Annotated in this window: 17 protein-coding genes, 3 pseudogenes and 1 other annotated feature; of the genes and pseudogenes, 10 read left to right on the forward strand and 10 right to left on the reverse strand. The window is 60.0% G+C overall.

The features are described from left to right. Nucleotides 1–122: 122 nt before the first annotated feature. Both NZK81_RS20520 and NZK81_RS20525 read right to left on the reverse strand, forming a co-directional pair. Nucleotides 123–865 (reverse strand): annotated as a pseudogene (locus NZK81_RS20520) (IS3 family transposase); the annotation flags it as partial. Continuing rightward, nucleotides 470–584, reverse strand: a sequence feature (AL1L pseudoknot). It overlaps the preceding pseudogene by 115 nt. A 53-nt stretch (nt 866–918) precedes the next feature. Further along, nucleotides 919–1,782, reverse strand: a pseudogene (locus NZK81_RS20525) (IS256 family transposase); the annotation flags it as partial. A gap of 76 nt (nt 1,783–1,858) precedes the next feature. Between NZK81_RS20525 and NZK81_RS20530 the strand changes: the two are divergent. Next, a complete protein-coding gene (locus tag NZK81_RS20530) occupies nt 1,859–2,317 on the forward strand; it encodes a transposase (RefSeq protein ID WP_229710731.1) in 459 nt (152 codons plus the stop codon). A 148-nt stretch (nt 2,318–2,465) separates the two neighbouring features. Continuing rightward, a pseudogene (locus NZK81_RS20535) lies at nt 2,466–2,765 on the forward strand (transposase); the annotation flags it as partial. A gap of 452 nt (nt 2,766–3,217) precedes the next feature. Here the strand turns inward: NZK81_RS20535 and NZK81_RS20540 are convergent. The 4 genes from NZK81_RS20540 to NZK81_RS20555 all read right to left on the reverse strand — a co-directional run bounded on the left by NZK81_RS20540 (nt 3,218) and on the right by NZK81_RS20555 (nt 6,882). Beyond that, nucleotides 3,218–3,868: a TetR/AcrR family transcriptional regulator gene (locus tag NZK81_RS20540; RefSeq protein ID WP_260047890.1), complete on the reverse strand. Its 651-nt coding sequence runs from the start codon at nt 3,866–3,868 to the stop codon at nt 3,218–3,220. Between the two features lie 314 nt (nt 3,869–4,182). Continuing rightward, a complete protein-coding gene (locus NZK81_RS20545; protein ID WP_260047891.1) occupies nt 4,183–4,668 on the reverse strand; it encodes an aromatic-ring-hydroxylating dioxygenase subunit beta in 486 nt (161 codons plus the stop codon). 8 nt (nt 4,669–4,676) lie between these two features. After that, entirely contained in the window at nt 4,677–5,852 is a 1,176-nt protein-coding gene (locus NZK81_RS20550) for an aromatic ring-hydroxylating oxygenase subunit alpha (protein ID WP_188823813.1), read from the reverse strand. A 43-nt stretch (nt 5,853–5,895) separates the two neighbouring features. After that, complete coding sequence (locus NZK81_RS20555) at nt 5,896–6,882, reverse strand: dihydrodipicolinate synthase family protein (protein WP_188823814.1); 987 nt, start codon at nt 6,880–6,882, stop codon at nt 5,896–5,898. Between the two features lie 151 nt (nt 6,883–7,033). Here NZK81_RS20555 and NZK81_RS20560 point away from each other — a divergent pair, with 151 nt between their 5' ends. Continuing rightward, a complete protein-coding gene (locus tag NZK81_RS20560; protein ID WP_188823815.1) occupies nt 7,034–7,822 on the forward strand; it encodes a 1,6-dihydroxycyclohexa-2,4-diene-1-carboxylate dehydrogenase in 789 nt (262 codons plus the stop codon). A 19-nt stretch (nt 7,823–7,841) separates the two neighbouring features. Here the strand turns inward: NZK81_RS20560 and NZK81_RS20565 are convergent, their stop codons facing one another. The 3 genes from NZK81_RS20565 to NZK81_RS20575 form a co-directional block, all read right to left on the reverse strand. After that, a complete protein-coding gene (locus NZK81_RS20565) occupies nt 7,842–9,068 on the reverse strand; it encodes an NAD(P)/FAD-dependent oxidoreductase (RefSeq protein ID WP_188823817.1) in 1,227 nt (408 codons plus the stop codon). A gap of 198 nt (nt 9,069–9,266) precedes the next feature. Then, complete coding sequence (locus NZK81_RS20570; protein WP_188823819.1) at nt 9,267–10,523, reverse strand: IS701 family transposase; 1,257 nt, start codon at nt 10,521–10,523, stop codon at nt 9,267–9,269. A gap of 93 nt (nt 10,524–10,616) precedes the next feature. Beyond that, a complete protein-coding gene (locus NZK81_RS20575; protein ID WP_188823821.1) occupies nt 10,617–12,257 on the reverse strand; it encodes a sigma-54-dependent Fis family transcriptional regulator in 1,641 nt (546 codons plus the stop codon). A gap of 210 nt (nt 12,258–12,467) precedes the next feature. Between NZK81_RS20575 and NZK81_RS20580 the strand changes: the two genes are divergently transcribed. From NZK81_RS20580 to NZK81_RS20610, 7 genes are all read left to right on the forward strand, one after another. Then, nucleotides 12,468–13,820: an aromatic ring-hydroxylating oxygenase subunit alpha gene (locus NZK81_RS20580; RefSeq protein ID WP_260047892.1), complete on the forward strand. Its 1,353-nt coding sequence runs from the start codon at nt 12,468–12,470 to the stop codon at nt 13,818–13,820. Beyond that, complete coding sequence (locus NZK81_RS20585; protein WP_260047893.1) at nt 13,813–14,340, forward strand: aromatic-ring-hydroxylating dioxygenase subunit beta; 528 nt, start codon at nt 13,813–13,815, stop codon at nt 14,338–14,340. The genes NZK81_RS20580 and NZK81_RS20585 overlap by 8 nt, the downstream gene beginning before the upstream one ends. Before the next feature lie 25 nt (nt 14,341–14,365). Beyond that, nucleotides 14,366–15,733 carry an aromatic ring-hydroxylating dioxygenase subunit alpha gene (locus NZK81_RS20590; protein WP_260047894.1) on the forward strand — a complete coding sequence of 456 codons (1,368 nt, stop codon included), beginning with the start codon at nt 14,366–14,368 and terminating at the stop codon, nt 15,731–15,733. A 14-nt stretch (nt 15,734–15,747) separates the two neighbouring features. Further along, nucleotides 15,748–16,299 carry a 3-phenylpropionate/cinnamic acid dioxygenase subunit beta gene (locus NZK81_RS20595; protein WP_260047895.1) on the forward strand — a complete coding sequence of 184 codons (552 nt, stop codon included), beginning with the start codon at nt 15,748–15,750 and terminating at the stop codon, nt 16,297–16,299. A gap of 50 nt (nt 16,300–16,349) precedes the next feature. Then, complete coding sequence (locus tag NZK81_RS20600) at nt 16,350–18,890, forward strand: TonB-dependent receptor (RefSeq protein WP_260047896.1); 2,541 nt, start codon at nt 16,350–16,352, stop codon at nt 18,888–18,890. Between the two features lie 118 nt (nt 18,891–19,008). After that, complete coding sequence (locus NZK81_RS20605) at nt 19,009–20,079, forward strand: alkane 1-monooxygenase (protein WP_311202117.1); 1,071 nt, start codon at nt 19,009–19,011, stop codon at nt 20,077–20,079. Between the two features lie 82 nt (nt 20,080–20,161). Continuing rightward, a complete protein-coding gene (locus tag NZK81_RS20610; RefSeq protein WP_260047897.1) occupies nt 20,162–21,040 on the forward strand; it encodes a 2Fe-2S iron-sulfur cluster binding domain-containing protein in 879 nt (292 codons plus the stop codon). 229 nt (nt 21,041–21,269) lie between these two features. On the opposite strand, the gene hcaB is transcribed toward NZK81_RS20610, so the two are convergent. Further along, nucleotides 21,270–22,103, reverse strand: an 834-nt coding sequence (gene hcaB, locus NZK81_RS20615) for a 3-(cis-5,6-dihydroxycyclohexa-1,3-dien-1-yl)propanoate dehydrogenase (protein WP_311202118.1), incomplete at its 5' end; no start/stop codon positions are given.

Genomic DNA, 22,103 nt, shown 5'->3' on the forward strand with positions numbered 1-22,103 from the left:
GCAGGTCACCGCCGCTTGGGCTCATGCCCCCTCACAGCAGAGGGCAAGGCATTCGTTCAATTCCTCCTTTCTCTTTTGCATTCCAACATACGCCTCCCGGATCATCCGGGACGAGGCGCACTGTAAGTGAAATCCACCACCCACAAGGCGTTGGGCCGTTCAACGCGGAACTCACGATTGACCTTGTCCAGCGGGCATGGGGCTTTCGGGTTGCTGACCGTGGTGACCGTCGTCTTGCCGCGCCGTACGCCTGCCAGCCCCATGGTCGCCATCAGGCGCTCCACGGTGCATCGGGCAACGGCCACGCCGTCGCGCAGCAACTGGCGCCATACCTTGCGTGCGCCGTAGAGCCCGGAACTGGCCTCGTGGACGCGCTTGATCTGCTCCATGATCTCGTCATCACGGCGAGCACGCGCAGGACGCCTGCCGGGATCGGCCAAGCGCCGGGCATGCTCATGATAGGAGGAAGGGGCGACTGCCAGTACCCGGCAGATCGGCTCGATACCCAGGTCCTCGCGATGGCTGTCGATGAACGACATCACCATTTGCCTTGGCGGTCGAGCTCCGCCTGCGCAAAATACGCCGATGCTTTACGCAGGATCTCGTTGGCCCGCCGTAGCTCCTTGACCTCGCGTTCCAGCAGCTTGAGCCGAGCTTTGTCGTCGGTGGCCTGTGCCGCTGGTGCCATTCGTCGGCTCGCCTCCTCACGGCACCAGCGGCGCAGCGTCTCGGCCGTGCAGCCTATCTTGCTGGCGATCGAGGTCATCGCCTCCCACTCCGAGCCGTAATCGGCGCGATGCTCGCCCACCATGCGTACCGCGCGTTCGCGGACTTCAGGTGAAAACTTGTTCCGGGTCTTGCTCATCACGAAAGCTCCTTCTCACAAATAGGAGCCTCCGGGAAAGCCGGGGCGGTTCACAGGCCGGCCTCGGCATTCTCGGCGCGATAGACGCTGCGTAGGGACTGGGCGATGGCCTTGCGGTCTTTCCAGGACGCGAAGCTCATGCTGTTTCGGATCAGATGCACGATGCAGGTTTGAACGACGGTTTCGGGGAAGACCGCGTTGATCGCATCCGGGAAGCCCTTCAGGCCGTCGACAACGGCGATCAGGATATCGGCTACGCCCCGGTTTTTCAGCTCGTTCATGACGCGCATCCAGAACTTGGCGTCTTCGGTTTGCTCTATCCAGATGCCGAGGATTTCCTTGGTTCCATCGGGCAAGATGCCCAGCGCGATGTAGACCGCCTTGTTGCGCACGAAGCCTTCGTCCCTGATCTTGACCCGGATCGCGTCAAAGAACACCAGCGGATAACAGGCATCGAGCGGTCGTCCCTGCCATTCGCTGACCGTTTCCAGCACGGCGTCGGTCACCGTCGATATCAGGTCCGGCGATACGTCGATGCCGTAAAGCTCCTCAAGGTGCCCCCGGATCTCGCGCACCGTCATGCCGCGTGCGTACATCGAGATGATCTTGTCGTCGAAGTCCGGGAAGCGGCGTTGGTATTTGGCGATCAGCTTGGGATCAAACGTACCCGACCGGTCGCGCGGAATGTCCAGCGTCACCTTCGACGAACCGGTCAACATCGTCTTCTTCGAACTGCCATTGCGGCGATTGCCAACCCTGGTTTCCGCTTCCGATTCGAGATGATCGTCCAGTTCGGCAGCGAGCATCCGCTCCGAAAGCGCCTTCTTCAACTCGTCGATCAGCCCGTCCTTGGCGAACAAATCCTGCGGATCACGACCGTCCAGAAGCTGATCCAGTAAATCCTTGTCGATTGCCATATCGATGGTCCTTTCCATTCCATCTATATGGCCTCGCGCACAAAATTACTGACAGGCCCATGGAACGCCGCTCCCCATGATCGCCCTGCCGGTCTTCGGCTACAAATCCCACATCAGCATCGACCGGCGCTTCGGCTTCATCCGAGGTATGGCGGTGACTTCGGCGTCAGCGGCGGACGGGCGCCTTCTCCGGCAGGTTGTCAGCACGGACAATACCAGTTCCGAGGTATGGGCTGACAGTGCCTATCGATCCAGGCGCAACGAGAAGTGGTTGTCGGATCAGATGCTCACGTCCCGCATCCATCGGCGCAAACCCAAGGGCAAACCTATGGCGAAGGCGACCGCGCGGGCCAACGTTGCCAAATCCTCGATCCGGGCTCATGTCGAACATGTCTTCGCCCATCAAAAGAACAGGTTCGGGTTGTTCATCCGCACCATCGGCCTGGCCAGGGCCGAAGCGAAGTTGACCCTTTGCAACCTGGCCTACAACTTCAACAGGCTGATCTTCCACGAACGCCGGGAATGCACGGGCTGACTCTGCCCGCAATCCGCGAAGCGCGGGTGAAACCACCCGAAATGTCGTCGGAAACAGGCCAAAGGCAGCCGCCACAGCGTCCGGCACCATCGGTATCTCCGCCGTCAGGCTCCCAAGCCTTGCTCAACCCGGTTTTTGCGGGTCTCCAGCTTGGCTAGGTCTGGTTCCTCGGCAGCACTCTTCAGGAGGCAAACAGCGCCTTGGGCGGGTATCGAAAGCAGGGCAGCGCGACATCCGCCGACTATTGATTGTTGGCGCCATGTCGCGGCTGAACTGGCTCGGGCGCAAGTCGATCATCGAAGGCTCGTGGCTTGATAGGATCAAAGGGCGTAAGCCGAGAATGCTTGTCGCAGTGGCCCTTGCCAACAAGATGGCGCGCATGATCTGGGCGATTGCGACCAGGAAAGAAGTTTATCGGGATCCGGGACTGTCGTTGCCCGCCTGTTGAAACAGCAGCGGCGAAGACGACGGCTCCGGAAAAACGGGGAGTGTGAGAAGACGACGACCTGCATGGGCAAAACGATCGAATAGATCTGGGTCAGGAAAACCAGTTGGACACCCCGAGCCCAAGAGCTCGTTTTCGAGATTTGGACCTGATCCCGCGCACACCATACCGGCCCGCGGCAAAGCCGCACAAACCAGGCCTGACAGAAGCGCGCTCTCGATCACTCTCACGCAGATCAAAATCATCTTGCACTACGGGCGGCAACCACAGAAGGTGTCCAGCTGATCCGCGGGCGGTGTCCCGAGAGGGAAGCAGGGACGAATGATCTGCGAAGGCGGTCAGATGGGCTCCAAAGCACGCATCGAGTCAATGCAACGTTTGCCTCTGTGAGACCCGATACAGCACGACCAACTCCGGCTCGGCGAGTGCGGACAGATCCAGATCCTAAAGAAGAATCAAAGTAGAATCTTAGGGTAAATCTTTATGAAAATCTGTACCGCACGATCAGCGACTTGGTCGGCTACAACGTTGTTTTCATGTTGCAACTCCAGTATCAACCTTCGATGAAATCCTGAGGAGCAAAGATCAAGTAACAGCGCAGCCGCGTCACTTGGGTCTTCGTCGTATAAGAAATTAGCTAAATGTAAGGAAATTTGATCTCGAAAATACAAAAATGTATTATTGTAGAAAATATTTTCTAACTTGGGAATGCGTCGATTGTTGATAATTATCATTCGCTCGATTTCGATAGTATCGTCTCGCATCAAGAAATAACAAAATCTTTTCGAAGAAAAGTTCAACAACCTAGATATACTGCGACATTCAGAAATATCGAGTTGAAGAAAACTTCTAAAGAACTTCATTTTTGCTTCAATAGCGGCAAAAACAATGTCTTCCTTGTTATCAAAATATTGCCACAGAGTGCTCTTCGATCCGCCCAACATACTAGAAATATCAGACATAGTGACATTATCGCAGCCACTGGCTAAAAACGCATTCATTGCAACGTCTACGATATTTTTACGACGCGCTCTTCTTTTCAGTTCTCTTTTTGAACTGATAGGAGACTTTTTTTGCCGCATAAATCCTACTTGGCTTCGGATCATCGAAAAAATATGGTGCCCGATAATGTCGGAGACAGATAAGAAAAAATTAATTTCTTAATAAGAACATGATTATCTTATGCTAATTCTAGCTATAATTCTTGCCACCAAGCTTTCTCTAAGTGGCTGCCCTCGCTTAATTTTTCTCCAGGTATTATAGCTTATCCCAAGCTCTTTCTGTAACACTGAATCCGTTCTTCCAGTTGAAAAACGTATAATTTTATCCGCGATATCTTTTGGCAGTTTCACCATCTTACATTGTGAACTCATATCGGAATGTTCCGAGGATTACTGCTAAAGGTATAATGCATAACTTTTCATATCGGGTAGACAAGATACCGCGGGAGTACTGACGTATCCAATTCGGCACGGCGGGACAAAAACTTGGCCCGACCATCGCCCGAAAGCCGAACCATATCGAGATAGCGACCCGCGGCAAGAATTTGAGTGACCCCGGTATCCATCGGCGTCATGAAAACCGAAAAATTCGAGATGGCCTCTGCCGTGCTGGCATCGACCTGCCGATGGCTGACGCGCTGGACGAAATGGCGGGTGCGGTAGTCCTGAAACGTCCCTGCCCAGATTTCGGTGACATATGTGACGCGATCTTCGAGTCGCGCGCGGCAATCGTCGAACATGAACCCGAGTTCAAGGTTGTGCTCGGTGTTCTCGGCTGCGCGGCAATAATAGGACGCCTCGTTTTCCTCGGCATAGTTCGCCAGCCAGCCTTTCATGTCCTTGCTGTCGAGTGCATTGGCGTCGGCCAGCAACAGCCGGTCGAGCGCCATTTCCAGCCCGTTCATGGAGTCTGTCATGCCTCAGCCCTCTCGAAACCCATGACCGAGCGGTAATATTCCCAGCGCGGAAGGTTGCCGCTTTCGTCATTCTGCGAGAATTCGGATTCCAGCTTGCCTGGATCGCGCACCCCCTTCTGGAAGATCGCGTTGCCCGGCGTGTGGCTTCCGATGTGGATCCGGTGAAAGATCGAGGCGTCCTCCATGCTGATCAGTCCGCATGGTCCGAGCAGGTTGGAACTTTGCCGCAAGCGGTGGCGAAGCATGTCCGCATCGTCGTTCTGGTGGGCGAAATAGGCGTAGTGGACCTCAGTCGTTTCGGCATCGATTGGGGTCGCGAAGCGCAGGTTTATGACGTCAAGGTGTTTGGTCGAAACGAAGGTCGGGAACAACTGGACGATGCGTGATCCGACCGATGGATCCTGCCCTTTGAAGGCAATCAGATCCTTATCTTTTAGAACGCTGGGACCGCTCGCCACGGAGAGTGCCGACTCGAAACAGACATGGCCACGTTTGGTGGCGGTATACTGCCGCCCTTTGCCGCCCTGCCAATTGAGCATCTTGAATGCCGCGTGGAGCAGCGGGGCATGGTAGCCATCGTTGTCGTTGTAACCTTTCCAGTTGCTGTCATAGCGAACCTTCTGGTAGCCCAGCAGTTTGAGGCGACCGTCGCTCGCCATCAGTTCGCGCAGGGTTTCGCCTGCTTCGCCGAGAAACTGGTCAAGGGGTTCGGTCTCAGCCGAGAACGTCACGAATATCAGGCCGTAGAACAGTTCGAAGCGCGGCTGCCCCAAGGGGTAGTCGGCCTTGTCGAAACCGGGTACGAATTCGCGCGGGTTGGGACATCCAACAAGCTCGCCCTTGGCGCTGAACAGCCAACGGTGATAGGGGCATTCGAACTCGGTTTTGTTGCCCATTACCGCAGTTTCGAGCTGGTTGCTGCGATGCGAGCAGGCATTGTAAAACACGCGAACCTCGCCCCCTTCATCCCGCGAGATCAGCAGCGGGATCCCTGCGAGGCGGATCGTCCGGAAATCGCCTGGGTTGGGCAATTCGCTTTCGTGCGCAACCGGATGCCATTCCGGGCCGTGAAATATCCGCTTGATCTCTTCCGAGTAGAGATCCGATCGGGTAAATGCCGCCTTGGGAACTTCGTTATAGTTCTTCGGCCAGGTCAGGGTCACGTCAGCCATCCTCTTGCTCCCGATTTTTCTGTGGTCGCCTGCCGGCCTGCCTTTAACGCTCTGCTTCGAGCGCTTTGCCCAGTTCGGCCCACATCCGGCCCGAATTACGCGCGCCTTCGAGATAGTTTTCGGGACATAGGTGATAGGGCGGACGGCAAGGTCCGGCGTTCATCCATCCACCGGCGGTCATCCGCGCCTTTTCCAGCGGAATGTTGTAGGTGGAGAAGTCCTTGAAGCTGCCGTTGGGAAACAGCGTTGCTGCCGTGGGCGCGAGCCGCCCCATGAATGTCTTGGCCTTGCTCCAGTCGCCGGTGGCTCGGGCCTGTGCGACGAGATCGCGCAATGTCGTACTGACGAGAGGATGGCAGACCGCGCCGCTGGTCCAGAAGGCATCGACCGAATCGTCCATCCGCGCCGCGCCATAGTAATCGAAGTCGATCGGCAGCAGCTTGATCCGCCCCTTGATTGCGGCCAGATCGGGCAGCAGTGTGCCGACACCGATATACTTGGCGGTAACAACTTGGGGAATTTCGGCGACCTGACCCCAGAAATGGCGCGGGAAATCGAACTTGAATGCTTCGGGATTGGCATAGATTGCAATATTGATATCGGGCACCGCCTCAGCGACATCCTTGTAGAATTGGACCGCGACATCGACGCTCGGCGCGCACCACATCGGTACGCCCAGCATCGTCCCGGTCGCGCCGATATCGACTGCCTTGCGGGTCAGCGCGATGGTGTCGCGGGTGTTGATGCAGGTTGTGCCGACAAACACCGGCACCCGGCCTGCGGCGGTATCGACGATAGTCTTCATAAAGACGAGCTTTTCGTCAAGTGTCATGGTCGCGGCCTCGCCCAGCGTCCCCATACTGAGAATGCCGTCGACCCCGGCCTCGATCAGGCCGTCGACCATGCGGGCCGCTTCGTCGACATTAACAGTATCAGCGGCGCGCCAGTCGGAAGCACCTTCCTTGGCCGGCGTCGGCACGATCGCCCAGGCACCCTTCACATCAGCAGCAGTCAGCAGTTCACGCGCCACGAAACATCTCCCAAAGACTCTTCAATCATTAGCCAATGTGTAACGCATTTCCTATTAACTTGGCAAGGGTTGAATGCGGTTTTATGAGGCCGAATGCCACTAGGATTGCACGCGTCCAGCCGGATGCGGTGTGGGTTGGGAGAAATCAGGGATGACAGACGCAAACGGCAGATTTGCAGGCAAGATCGCAGTTGTCACAGGAGCAGCCCAGGGGATCGGCTTTGCTACCGCGCAGCGCCTAGGGCGAGAAGGGGCCACAGTCGTGGTTGCCGATCGTGCAGAACAGGCGACACTGGATGCGGTTGCGCGACTTATGGCCGAATCTGTCGACGCGCACCCCGCCATCCACGACCTTGAGCAACAGGCTGGAGCCGCTGCCCTGTATAACGCTGTAAGCGATAAATTCGGGCGGATCGACGTGGCCGTCCATAATGTAGGTGGCACGATCTGGGCCAAGCCCTATTGGGAATACACCACCGAAGAAATCGTCGCCGAGATTAATCGCTCGCTGTGGCCGACGCTGTGGTGCTGCCATGCAGTGCTGCCCCAAATGCGCGCGGCAGGTCGCGGCGCGATTGTCAACATCGGCTCGGTGGCAACGCGCGGGGTCAATCGCGTGCCCTACGCGGCTGCGAAAGGCGGCGTGGCGGCGCTGACCGCTGCGTTGTCTCTGGAATTGGAGGATTGTGGCATCAGGGTAAATTGCGTGGCTCCCGGCGGGGTCAACGTGACCCGTGTCACCCCGCGCAACACCGCTCCGCATTCCGACGCGGACCGCAAGGGCTTTGGCGAAGTGATGGAGCAGACCTTGCGCGATACCCCGCTGGGCCGCTTCGGCGAGCCCGAGGAACTGGCCGCCGCAATCTGCTTTCTCGCCGCTGACGAGGCGTCCTACATCACCGGCCAGACGCTCTACGTCGCAGGTGGCGGGATCGGCTGATCCCGCCCGCCTTGTGAGCCTAACCAGCCTGCTTGAGGATTTCGCGGAGCGACACATCGGCATCGGCCAGCTGCGCGGCCTGGGCTCTGGTCCGGCGCTCGATCAGCCGTTTGCCGATGCCCATGTCCGGGGCGCGGTTGACAGTCAGGATGCCCTCGATCGTCTCGCCTGACTGGAAGAATGCGGTAAACTCGTTGCTTGCCATGTCTCCGCGCAGGGTTACCTCGGCTTGCACCGGGATATGGCCGCAGAACTGGATGTTGAGATCGAACTGATCGCTCCAGTACCAAACCGGCTTGCAGTAATCGACGTCCTGCCCGAGCATCGCGAGCGCCGCGGCCTGGGCCTGGTCGGCAGCGTTCTGGTAGGTTTCCTGGCGGATATGACCGCCGAAGAAGCTGTCCTGTTCGGCGACGTCGCCGGCGGCAAAGACATTCTCATTGCTGGTGCGGCACTGCCTATCGACGATTATGCCGTTATTGGTGACGATGCCTGCGTCCCGGGTAAGGCTAGTTTCCGGCACGATCCCGACCCCGACCACCACGGCATCGCAATCCACCAGTGATCCGTCATCGAGTTCGACCTGCGTCACCCGCCCGTCAAGCACCTTCATCGCGTTCACGCCTCGTCCGAAGCGGGTGTCGACGCCGCGCTGGCGATGTTCCTCGCCCAGCCATTGCCCGAACTGCGGCCCGAGCGCGCGAATCATCGGCGCGGCAAGCGGCTCGATCGCGGTCACTCGGCACCCCAGCTTGACCGCGCTGGCCGCGACTTCAGCCCCGATCACACCCATGCCGATGATGACGATCCGGGCGCCGTCCTTGAGGTCCGTCGCCATCCGGGTGGCATCGTCCCGGGTACGCAGGTAATGCACGTTAGCGGCATCGGCACCCTCTATGTTGAGCTTGCGGGCGGAACCACCGGTGGTCAGCAAGATGCGGTCGGCCTGGACCAGGTCTCCGCCCGCCAGGCGCACAGCGCTCGCCGCCAGGTCGAGCGCTTCGGCGCGCGTGCCAAGCCGCATTTCGATGCGGTTGGCGGCGTACCAGGCCTCGTCATGAAGGAAGAAATTGTCCGGTACATTGGCCGGATCCCACAGCACCTCCTTGGACAGGGGCGGGCGCTCGTAGGGCCGCCACGGTTCTTCGCCGATAAGGGTGATCCGGCCATCGAAGCCAGCCTGGCGCAAGGACTCCACCGCGCGGCCACCCGCAAGATTTGCTCCGACCACGGCTATCGATTTCATGCAATTCTCCCAACTTTGCGTGCTTTCCGGGGCTTATTGCCAGAAGGCGCCCCTTTCCATAGACTTACTTTGCATAATATGCAATGCGTTGCGAGAGTTTGCCCGCGCTAGCACTACTTTGGCAGATTTTTACGAGGGTTGTCGGAAGGGCTGCGCCCGCAGTGCGGACATGTTCGATCCGGCGGCTTGGAGAGGCGGTCAATGATGGCTTGCCGGACCGCTGGCAAGCTCGGCTTCGGCGGCGGTCCGGCGATTCTTTTTCCCCCCTTTGGCCTGCTTGAGGCGGAGGGACTGGAGGAAGGCGAAGGCGATCATGGACATCAGGGCGTGTCGGTGCAGGCCCTTCCAGGATCGCCCCTCGAAGTGATCGAGGCCGAGTTCTTCCTTGAGTTGCTGATGCGCCTGTTCGCAGATCCAGCGGGCTTTGATGGCGCCGGCAAGCTGCTTGATCGGCGTGTCGGCGGGCAAGTTGGTGAGGTAGTATTTGCGCTCGCCGGTCGAGCGATGTTCGCCAACGAGCCACACTTCCTCGCCCGGCAGATGCTGGGCGCCCATATCATGAATGCGCTGCGGCGGACCGTCCGCCACCTTGACGCGGACCGCGGCGAAGCAGGCGGAGAGCTGACCTTTGGTGCCACGCCGCCAGTTGACCTTGCGCCATGGCATGGTCTCCAGCATCGCCTTCGCCGATACCGACGTGATGTCGGGTATCGGGTTCTTGCGAGGGCGTCCCCGGCCAGCGACCGGAAAGACCATCGTCACGTCGGCGGGATAGACCTTCTGCTTGAACGGGATGCCAACTGCCCAAGCGAGGCCGCGCTTGCTCAGGCCCTGCCGGAACGGCGCGGAAAGGCCGTATCCTGCGTCGGCAAGGACGCAGCCGAAGCGGACGCCGGCTGCTCGAACCCTGTCGATCTCGGCCAGCGCAATCTCCGGCTTGGTGCGGTAGTGCCGGAAATCCTCGGGAACGCCGGCACGTTCCAGGCGAGCCATGTCGCTTGTCCAACTTTCCGGCAGGAACAGGCGCAAGCCCACCATGATCGGTACCTCGCCCGAAGCCAACGTCAGCGACACCAGCGTCTGGCAGTTGGCGTTCTTGCCGAGGGCTGAGGCATATTGCGGCGCCACGCCGACCGAATGACGCCCCTTCTTGGGCAAGGCCGTATCGTCTATGATCAGCCAGGCATCATCACCACCCACTTGCCGGTTAGCTTCGGCAAGCAGCGCCATCTCCAGTGGAGCTTCGTCCCAGACGCCGCTACCGATGAAGTGATGCAGCTTGTCATAGCTGACCCCGTCATCTCGGGCTGCCATCGGCTGCACGCTCTTGCGGTCGCCTGGACCAATCAGACCCGCTATGTAGGCAGGGCACATCCGACCGCGCGTCTTGTTCCGCAGAGCTCCCACAAACGGTGAAAGCCACGCGTCCAGTTCGCTCCGCCAATCCCCATGCATCGCCAGCCCCCACAGAAACTGGCTCTCTATGAATCACCGGAATCCTGACTTGGGAATCCAAAAAATCATATTTCTGCCAAAGTAGTGCTAGGTTTATTCCTGGATTTCCAACTTTTCAAGACGCAAGGCGAGCTGCCGACGGGTAAAGCCTAAGGTGCGCGCCGCGCGCGCAACGTTGCCCCCACTCGCATCAAGGGCCTCGCGGATCACCAGCCCTTCCATCTCCAGCAGGCTTCCGCCCCCATCGACGATCAGATCCAGCATCTGGCGCACCAAGCCGGCGCGATCGCCGACATTGTCAACGGCGCTGATCCTGCCATCGTTGGTCATGCCCATCGCCGGCTTCAATTCGAGACCGTCGGTTTCGAGGAACAGGTGCCTGACGTCGATCGCTCGCCCGTCGTCCGCCAGCAGCACGGCACGTTCCACCATTCGCTCAAGTTCGCGCACATTGCCGGGGAAATCGTACACCAGCAGCGCGTTGATCGCCTGCGGGGTGAAGCCCGATACCGTTCGGCCATGGCGCATGGCATAACGCAGACGGAAGTGTTCCAGCAGCACCGGAATGTCCTCGCCGCGCTGGCGCAGCGGCGGCACCCGGACCGGCAAAGTCGATATCCGGTAGAACAAGTCGGCACGAAACGTGCCTTCCCGCACCGCCTCGTTAAGTTCCACATTGGATGCTGCGATCAATCGGACATCCACCTTGATCGTCCGCGTATCGCCGACCCGCTCGAACTCACCTTCCTGGACAGCGCGCAGAATCTTCGATTGTGCAAGTGGCGACAGTGTCGAAATCTCGTCCAGGAACAGCGTGCCGCCATTGGCCAGCTCGAACCGACCGGGCCGGGCGGCAACCGCGCCAGTATAGGCCCCCTTGGCCACGCCGAACAGCTCCGATTCGATCAACCCCTCGGGGATCGCCGCGCAGTTGAGCGCGATGAACGGCTCCGCCTCGCGCGTGCTCAGCCGATGAGCGAGCTTGGCCAGCACTTCCTTGCCGACCCCGGTCTCGCCCATTAACAGCAGCGTCGCATTGCTCGACGCGGTGCGTTCGATCATGGTCTTGGCTGAGAGGAACCCTGCCGAGATCCCAATCACCGTTTGGCCCCCATCATGCCACGTTTCGGACAGGACCAGCGGCGTCGCGGCCAATTCGAGGTTGTCCAACTGATCCCATTCGGGTTTTGGTTTGGCGTGAAGTACGCAGGCGACATCGCCTCGCCCCGCACATTCCACTTCGCGCATGACGATCGGTTGTCCCGCGAAGGTTGTGGCAAAGCCGCTGGCAAAGCCGGTCTGCATCCAGCACACCGGATCGGTGCTGTGCCCGATCGCGCTTAGATGGATCGCCGCCTCGATCGAATCGTGGACCCTGAACCGGCCTTCGAAATGCCCCCGCGAGGGATCATTTTCCAGGGTTTCGATCTGGGTCCAGCCGAACCCGGTCAAGGCGTGCGCCTGCGGTCCGACCGCGAATGCTTCGAGATAATCACCATCCGGGCGCAATTTCTTCGCGCCGATCGCGCACCTTGCGCCTTCGGCAAAACCGACACCCCAGAAGAACCGGCTGGCCGCTTCGTGCCCCAATTCGGCAACCAGGCAGCTGCGCCAGCTGGCCAGAGCCGCTTGGCTGAGCAGTACGCAGCGTTCACCATCGTGCCAGATCCGGCCCATTTCCGGTGAGAACTGCAGCTTGCTGGCAATGTCGGCGTAGCCTGGAAGTGTCTTCACCCGGTCAGGCTATCAGATTCGTAACTTTCGGGCCAGACTCAAGCCTCGACATTTACATTTACGTCGATCTGCAAGGTGCCTCGCAGTGGGATTGACCAGCCCGGACTGCTGCAAACCAGTTAGAAAGCGATATTGGCACGATTCGTGCTTAAAATTTCCCGGCATGGCAAACCGATGCCGGCTTTAGCCATGGTGTGAGGAGAGGATCAAATGAACGACAGCATTGCCGATCTGGTTGATTCTCGCACCGGGCGCCAATCGCGCTCGATCTACGCGAGCGAAGACATCTATCGGCAGGAACTTGAGCGGATCTTCGGGCGCTGCTGGCTGTTCCTGGTCCACACCAGCCAGATTCCGAAGCCGGGCGACTATTTCCGCACCTTCATGGGCGAAGACGATGTGATCGTGATCCGCCAGAAGGACGGGTCGATCAAGGCGTTCCTCAACAGCTGTACCCATCGCGGCAACCGGATCTGCCGCGCCGATCGCGGCAATGCGCGCGCTTTCACCTGCAACTATCACGGCTGGTCTTTTTCCCCGGACGGCGCGCTCTCCGGGGTGCCGCTGGAAAACGAGGCCTATTTCGGCGAACTCGACCGCACCAAGTTCGGCCTGATCCCGGTGACGAAAGTGGCCGAGTATAAGGGCCTGGTGTTCGGCTGCTGGGATGCCAATTCGCCCAGCCTCGATGACTATCTGGGCGATGCCAAGTTTTTCCTCGATGTCTGGCTGGATGCCATGCCAGGCGGATCGGCACTGCTCGGCGAGACGCAGAAGATGGTGCTGGGCACCAACTGGAAGCTGCCAGTCGAGAACGTCTGCGGCGATGGCTATCACCTGGGCTGGGCCCATGCTGGCGCGATGGCGGCGGTCCAGTCGATGGACCTCACCGGGCTCAGCGTCGGCAATTCCGGGGTCGATCTCGATGGCGGGCTGTCGGTCGCCGGCATGAACGGGCACATGGTCCTGAGCGCGCTCGACGGCGTTTCCGGCTATGCCTTCTATCCCGATCCCAAGCCGATCCTCGAATACCTGGAGGCCAACCGCCAGACGGTGATCGACCGTCTGGGCGAAGTGCGCGGCAGGCAGGTGTGGGGTGCGCAGGTCAACATCACCATTTTCCCCAACCTGCAACTGCTGCCCGGGCTCAACTGGTTCCGGGTCTATCATCCCAAGGGTCCCGGCCAGATCGAGCAGTGGACTTGGGCCATGGCCGAAAACGACATGCCCGAGGCGGTGAAAGCGCAGATCCTGGAAAACCAGTGCCTGACATTCGGCCTGGCGGGCCTGTTCGACAACGACGATGGCGACAATCTGACCGCCTGCACCGAACAGTCGCGCGGCTGGCGCACGGCGCAGATGGATGTCTACACCAACATGGCGGTGGGCCGCTCGGGCAAGCGCGAGGGCTTCCCCGGCGATATCGCCGCCGGCTTGGTAAGCGAACACAACCAGCGCTATTTCTACCGCCGCTGGCAAGAGCACATGATGGCGGAAACTTGGGCCGAAGTGCCCACGTACAACATCAACTCGTTGACCGAACAGGAAGCCGAGCATGCTTGACCGGCCGCTTGCCCCTCCCCCGGTGGAGGTGATCGTTGCTGTTACCCAGGCACTCCACCGCGAAGCCCGGCTGCTCGACAACGAAGATTTCGAAGGCTGGCTGGCCATGCTCGGCAAAGACGTCAGCTATCGCCTGGAACTGAAGAGCCGAAGGTTCCGCGCTGACCGTTCGCCGCCTTTGCCATTTGGCCCAGGGGTAATCTTCAACGAGGATCTGGGTCGGCTGAAAATGCGGGTGGATCGCCTGAAATCCGGCTTCGTCTGGGCCGAAGATCCGCCCAACTACATCCGCCGCGCTGTCTCCAACGTCGAGGTGCTGGCCACCCAGCCCGATAACGAGGTGCGGGTCCATTCGGTGCTGGTGATGCACCGGAACCGGATCGACGGCACTACCCGCCTGCTCACCGCCGGACGCACCGACCTCTGGCGCAGCGAAGGCGGCGCGTGGCTGCTCACCGCGCGCGAGATCGTGCTGGACCATTCCGTGCTGCCGGACAGCAACCTCAACGCCTTTTTCTGAACAATCCTGACGGGAGAGAACAATCATGCGCTTCGAACGTATCGGTCGCGAACCGGATTATTCACGCTACATGGACCTCAAGGAAGGCTGGCTTGACCGCCGGATCTTTTCGGATGCCGACATCTACGAGGAGGAGCTGTACCGCATTTTCGCGCGGTCGTGGCTGTTCGTTGCCCACGAAAGCCAGATCCCCAGTTCCGGAGACTTCCTGACGACCCACATGGGCGAAGATGCGGTGATCGTCGCCCGCCAGCCCGACGGATCGATCCGGGTCATGCTCAATTCCTGCCCGCACCGCGGCAATAAGGTGTGCTTCGCCGATGCCGGGAACACCCGTCGGTTCGTCTGCAATTACCACGGCTGGGCGTTTGACACCGCCGGCGATCTCAAGGGCATGCACGAGGAATATTGCTACGACGCGGGCGATATCGACTTCAAGAACCATGGCCTCAAGAACGTCGCCAAGGTCGGCAACTACAAGGGCCTGGTGTTCGCCACCTTCAACAGCGATGCGCCGAGCCTGGAAGCCTGGCTAGGCGATTTCCGGTGGTATCTCGACATGATCCTCGACAACGAGGAAGGCGGCACCGAATTCATTGGCGGCTGCATCAAGTCGGTGATCAGCGCGAACTGGAAGTTCGGGGTCGAGAACTTCATCGGCGATGCTTACCACGCCGGCTGGACGCATGATTCGGGTACTCGGTCGATGAACAACGGCCAACCGTTCCCGCCGATCGACATGGATAATTCCTATCACGCCAGCGTGAACGGCCACGGCTGGGAATTCGGCACCGAAGGCGTGGGCGACCTCTTCCTGCTCGGGCGCCCCAAGGTGATGGACTATTACAACAAGATCCGCCCGAAGATGGAGGAACGCCTGGGCGAGATGCGCTCGAAGATCTTCGGTTCGGTCGCCTCGGCATCGATCTTCCCCAACGTCTCGTTCCTGCCGGGCATTTCCACCTTCCGCCAATGGCAACCCAAGGGGCCGATGCAGTTCGAATTGAAGACCTGGGTGATCGTCAACAAGAACATGCCCGACGACATCAAGGAGGAAGTGACCAAGGGCGTGATGCAGACCTTCGGCCCCGGTGGCACCTTCGAGATGGATGACGGGGAAAACTGGGAGAACTGCACCACCGTCAACCGCGGCGTCGTCACCCGGCACGAGCGCCTGCACTATCGCTGCGGGATCGGTCGCCAGATCGAACATGATACCCTGCCGGGCATCGTCTATCGCGGCCAGTACAACGACGCCAACCAGCGCGGCTTCTACCAGCGCTGGCTCGACATGATGACCCATGACGAATTCGGCAAGATGCCGGCACGGCCCGAACCGCAGCTGGGCAATGTGGCCGAAACCCGCGACCTTCCCGGCCTGTTCGCGCTCTGAGAGGAACTACAGCTATGACCGACACCGCAACGATCGAGCGCACGCGCGAAGGGACTACCGCATCGCTCGAACTGACCCACGCGCTGACCCAGACGCTGTATCGCGAAGCACGGCTGCTCGACGATGAACACTACAAGGCCTGGACCAGCATGCTGGCGGAAGACCTGCATTACCACATGCCGGGGATCGAAACCCGCTATCGCCGCGACAAGACCGAGCAGGTGACCGACCTGACCCGGATGGCCTATTACAACGACAGCAAGCCCGAAATCCTCAAGCGGCTTTCGCGGCTCGAGACTGGCACGGCCTGGTCGGAGGATCCGGCGACGCGCTACACCCACATCATCACCAACGTCGAGGTGGAGCTTACCGAAAAGGCCGACGAGTTCCGGGTCTATTCGAACTTCTATGCTTATCGCAATCGCAACGAACGCGACGAGGATTCGCTGATCGGCAACCGTATCGATATCTGGCGTCAGGTGGGCAACGACTTTCAACTGGTCAAACGCCGGGCGATCCTCAAGCACAATGTAATGTTGAGCAAGAACCTCAACATCTACGTTTAGTCTATCCACCTTTATAAATAGTAATGACAAAACACGAGGGAGAATGCCAAATGACAAACCGATTGATGTATTTCAGGAAAGCCGTCCTGCGCGCCAGCGCCTCGGCGATCGTAGTATCTACCGGGCTTGTGCCGATGACGGCGCATGCCCAAGATGCAGCAGCAAGCGAGCCTCAGGCCGAGGAGCAACGGGCCGGCGGTCTAGGTGAAATCATCGTGACTGCGCGCAAGCGGTCTGAGAACCTGCAGGAAACGCCGGTCGCGATCACCGCTATGAATGCCGAGATGCTCGAAGCGCGCGAAGTCAACAACGTCGCCCAGGTGGCCAAGTTCGCGCCCAACGTGAACATGTCGCCGGTTGCCAACATCTCCGGTTCCAGCGCCACGATCACCGCGTTCATCCGCGGCGTCGGTCAGACCGACTTCAACATTACCGTGGATACCGGCGTGGGCATCTATGTCGATGGCGTCTATGTCGCCCGCTCGGTCGGTGCGCTGCTCGACATGACCGACATCGCGGATGTGCAGATCCTGCGCGGGCCGCAGGGCACGTTGTTCGGCAAGAACACCATCGGCGGCGCGATCGTCCTCAATTCCGTCCAGCCGCAACACGAATTTGACCTGAAGCTCGAAGCGGCGACCGGCCGGTTCAACCGCGCCGATTTCAAGGGCATGATCAACGTGCCGCTGAGCGACAATCTCGCAATGCGCGCGGTTGCTTCCTATGAAACCCGCGACGGCTACCAGAAGCGTTTGTTCGACGGCGGCCGCCAGGGCAACAAGGACAGCTTCGGCGGACGCATTGCGTTCAAGTGGGAGCCGACCGATAAGCTGACCGTCAGCCTCAGCGGGGATATCAACATCCGCCGCGAAGAGCAGACGGCCATTTCGCTGCTCGAACTGCAGGACTCGAACGTGCCGCTGCGCTTCGTCGATATCCCGAACAGCGCGACGACACCCGGCGGCCCCAACCGCCAGATCGCTGCGCCCAGCTCGATGTATTTCTGGAACAAGATCCGCGTCACCGATGGCAGCTGTGGAGCACCTTGGGGCGGGTTTGGCGTTCCGGGTACCCTTGCGCCGACCGGCAACCCGGCCTGCGCAAGCACCCGCTGGATCACTGGCGACATCGACACCACCTGGGCTGGCGGCGTCAACCGGTCGGACTTCGATCTATGGGGCACGAACCTCACGCTCGATTACGATTTCGGCGATTTCAGCCTGAAGTCGATTTCGGCCTACCGCGACCAGAGTTCGCACATGGAATACGATTTCGACGGCACTCCGCATACGATCCTGCGGATCGCGAGCGATATCGATGTGTGGCAGGCCTCGCAGGAACTGCAGTTTACCGGAAGCCTGATGGATGGCCGGGTGAAGTTCGTTCTGGGCGGCTATTATCTCAAGGAAAAGGGCACTGACTACACCCCGATGGAATTCGGGTTTGCCCAGTTCTTTACTGGCGGCGACATCGACAACGACAGCTATGCCTCATACCTGCAGGCCACCTTCAAGGTGACCGACCGGTTCTCGATCACGCCGGGCATCCGCTACACTAACGAGACCAAGCGGTTCGACCCGTCTGTGCAGACGATCTTCAACGACCGCTCGCAACTCGATCCAGTGCTGGCATCGGTCTATCCGCAGGGCGCATTCGTCGCGTTCAGCCAGTGCCTCGTCGGACAGGCAAACCCGGCGGCCAACCTGTTCCCGTCAGGCCCGCTGGCCGGTTTCCCGCTACCGAACTGCACGCCTTCGGCGACCAACCCGGGCGGCAACCACACGATGCCGGCCATCGAGGTTTCGGCCAAGGCCAAGGAGTGGACCCCGGCGATCTCGGCGGACTACAAGATAACCGACAATTCGCTGATCTATGCGTCCTATTCGAAAGGCTTCAAGAACGGCGGGTTCAGCCAGCGCATCTTCCCGGCTGAAATCGCGACCCCCTCGTTCACGCCGGAATTCGTCGAATCCTACGAAATCGGCCTGAAGAACGAACTGTTCAACCGGCGCCTGCGCCTGAACATCGCGGCGTTCCTTTCCGATTACAGCGACATGCAGATCACTGTGAACGAAGGGATCGCTCCGAAGGTTCGCAACGCCGGTGCCGGCCGGATCAAGGGCTTCGAGATCGAAGGCGAAGCTGCCCCGATCGAACAGGTTCGCGTGAACTTCGGCGTGGGTTATCTCGATGCCTACTACACCAAGATCGATCCGAGCGCGGCGCCAGTCACGCTGGATTCGAAGTTCGCCTTCGTTCCCAAGTGGACAGCTTCGGCCGCGATCAACGCCGACGTCTATGAAGGCAGCATGGGCAAGCTGACCCTGCGCGGCGATTGGTCCTACCAGAGCGGCACCTTCAAGGATGCAGTCAACAGCCCGCAACTGTTCCAGCCCGCGTACAGCGTGTTCGGCACCAGTGCCTCGTTCACCGACAGGAGTGAGCACTTCACCCTGACTGCGGGCGTCACGAACCTGACCGACAAGCGCTATCTGCAGGGCGGCTATGTCGATCTCAACGTCGGCGGCGCCGCAACGGCCAGCTTCTCGCGTCCGCGCGAATGGTTCCTCAAGCTCGCCTACAAGTACTGATGAAGGCCCGAGGGCGGCGGCCCGCCGCCGCCCTCACCCTTGCCTCGACGGGCAAGGCCAGAACAGAATAACTCGGAGAAATCCGATTGACGGCCTGCGCTATTTTCTCATCCCGGTCATGACCCTGGCGGGCGTTATCGGATTCATGCTGGGCGGCAGCTACGTCTGGCTGGGCGCGGCGACCTTTCCGGTGTTGATGACGCTGGATATCCTGCTGCCGGCGGACCACAAGATGCGCGCGCAGGGCACGGCACTGCTTGGCGATTTCGCCATGTACCTCCAGCTCCCGTGCATGATCCTGCTGGTCTGGGCCTTTGCCCGATCGGTTGCGACCGCGATCAACCCGATCACCGGCGCCGACAATTCAAGCTGGCAACTGGCCGGATCGCTGCTCAGCCTGGGCTGGCTCTCGGCGGTGCCGACCCTGCCGGTGGCGCATGAGCTGATGCACCGCCGCCACTGGTTTCCACGCTATGTCGCCAAGTGTCTGAGCGCGTTCTACGGCGACCCCAATCGCGATATTGCCCATATCGTCATCCACCACGTCCATCTCGACACGGCCAAGGATAGCGATACCCCTCGGCGCGGGCAGACCATCTACAGCTTCGTGTTCCAGGCGACTTGGGGTTCCTACAAGGATACTTGGGAAAAGTCGGCCGAAATCCTCCGCAAGCTGGGCCATGCTTCGCTGGGATGGCGCAATCCGGTCTGGCTAATGCCGCTCTTATCGGGCAGTATCATCGTCTTTGTGGGCTTGACGACAGGCCTTGGCGCGGCGCTGACCGCTGTCGCCGCGATGGTAATGGCCAAGATGTTCGTGGAGGGGTTCAACTACTTCCAGCACTATGGCCTGATCCGGGTCGAAGGGGCGCCGATCGAGCTCCATCACGCCTGGAACCACCTTGGCGCGATCGTCCTGCCGATCGGTGCGGAAATCACCAACCACATCAACCATCACCTTGACGGGCATATTCCCTTCTATGCGCTGAAGCCCGAACCGCAAGCGCCGCAGATGCCCTCACTGTTCCTGTGCTTCGCCGCCGGACTGATCCCGCCGGTCTGGTTCCGCTTCATCGCGCAACCGCGCCTCAAGGACTGGGACGAACGTTTCGCCACCCCCGGCGAACGCAAGCTGGCGGATCAGGCCAACGCACAGGCTGGTTGGCCGCGCTGGCTGGCCAGCACTTGAACGCCAAGCCAATCGTCTACCCTCATTCGGGCGACAAACCGCAACTGCGGATTCCGCCCGCCCATTTCGGACAAACCCGACAATGTTTTCTTTCCTGCGCAAATCCAAGATGAACACCGTAACCGTGGAAGGATCGCCGACCACGCTTGACACACCGGCGGGCAAAACACTTCTTGAAGCGATGCTGGACGCGGGTCTGGCCATGCCGCACGATTGCAAGGTTGGCTCGTGCGGTACCTGCAAGTTCAAGCTCGTGTCTGGCAAGATCGGCGAATTGAGCCCGTCGGCCCTTGCACTTGAGGGCGACGAACTGCGCAGCGGCTTTCGCCTCGCTTGCCAGGCCATTCCGCGCTCGGATCTGACAATCGCGGTTGATGCGCCACTCTCGCAAGGGATCGCCATTGCTACATATCGCGGCACCATCGTCGCCGCACAACGGCTGTGCGAGGATATAATCGGGCTGACCATCGAACTGGATCGGCCACTGGCCTTCACTCCCGGACAATACGCTGATCTGACCGCTCCCGGCATCGAAGGTGCACGCAGTTATTCATTCGCCTTCGCAACGGTTGGCGAACCCACCCAGCAACTGCATTTTCACATCCGGCACGTTCCGGGCGGCGCATTTACCGACTGGCTGTTCTGCACCGATCGCACCGGAATGGAGCTGAAGGTTACCGCCCCCTATGGGCAATTCGCCCTCAAGGACAGCACTGCCCCCATTCTTTGCATCGCCGGGGGTAGTGGTCTAGCGCCGATAATCTCGATTCTGGAGCAGGCGCTTGACCGGGGCGCAGACCGGGCGGTGCACCTGCTGTACGGTGCGCGCCGTCAGTCCAATCTCTATGCCCTCGACAAAATTGCGGCCCTTCGTCAACGCTGGATGGCCCCTTTCGAATTCGTCCCGGCCTTGTCGGATGAAGAGCCAGACAGCGACTGGGCAGGGGAGCGCGTGGGCTGATCACCGAGCAGATTGCGGGCGTTGCAGACCTGGCGGCGCACGAAGCCTATCTGTGTGGCCCACCGGCGATGATCGACTTTGCCGAAGCGCAATTGCTCGCCGCCGGCCTCTCACGTTCGGTCATTTCGGCCGACCGCTTTCTTGATCGCAGCAATCGCACGTAAAAAAAAAAAAAGACGGGCGCTCGACGAATCGAGCACCCGCCAAGGGTGGAGAGATCTAAGCCGCTTCAGCTTCCGGGGCGTTTGCCAATGCCGATTCCACCGTCGCTGAGCAAAACCGTTCCTGTCATGTAGGCCGAGTCCCGACGCGAGGCGAGCAAGACATAGAGGCCGGAGTGATCATCCGGTTCGGCGATCCGCGCGAGCGGCGTCATCCCGGCAATCATCGCGTCGAGCCCTTCCATATCTTCCATGTGAACATCGGCTGTTCCGCTCGCATGGGTACCGCCCAGCGGCGTTCGGGTGCCGCCTGGCGCCACGCCGTTGACCCTGACGTCGGGGGTTAGTTCCCAAGCGAGCTGGCGGATCAGGCCCAGCACGGCGTGCTTCGACGCCACATAGGGCGTACCGCCACCGCCGGTGTAGAAGCTTGAAGTCGAGGCAGTAAAGATGATGCTGCCCTTGGTCTTACGCAACTCCGGAATTGCGGCACGGGCGCCAAGGAAGTAGCCTTTTACGTTGACGCCGAAGATCTCGTCCAGCGTTTCCGAGAGCTTTTCGGGTTCCATGTCCGCAAGCGGGGTCATGAAATCCCAGATCCCGACATTGCCGACGAACACGTCAAGCTTGCCGAACGCGGCCACGGTTGCGACGACCGCCTTTTCGTTGTCGACATAATTGCGGACATCGCCCTCAATCACGACTACTGCGTTGCCATGCCGCGTACGCACCAAGTCGGCCTGGGCGGCATCCCTGACCAGGACGCCAACCTTGGCACCTTCTTCGATAAAGCGCGCGACGACCGCCTCACCGATCCCGGTGGCGCCGCCGGTTAGCAGCGCCACTTGTCCTTCAAGCCTTGCAGTCACATCGTTCCTCCCGAAGATCGCGGGTTCTCGATC

Source organism: Novosphingobium mangrovisedimenti, from assembly GCF_025153475.1.
Lineage (GTDB): Bacteria > Pseudomonadota > Alphaproteobacteria > Sphingomonadales > Sphingomonadaceae > Novosphingobium > Novosphingobium mangrovi_A.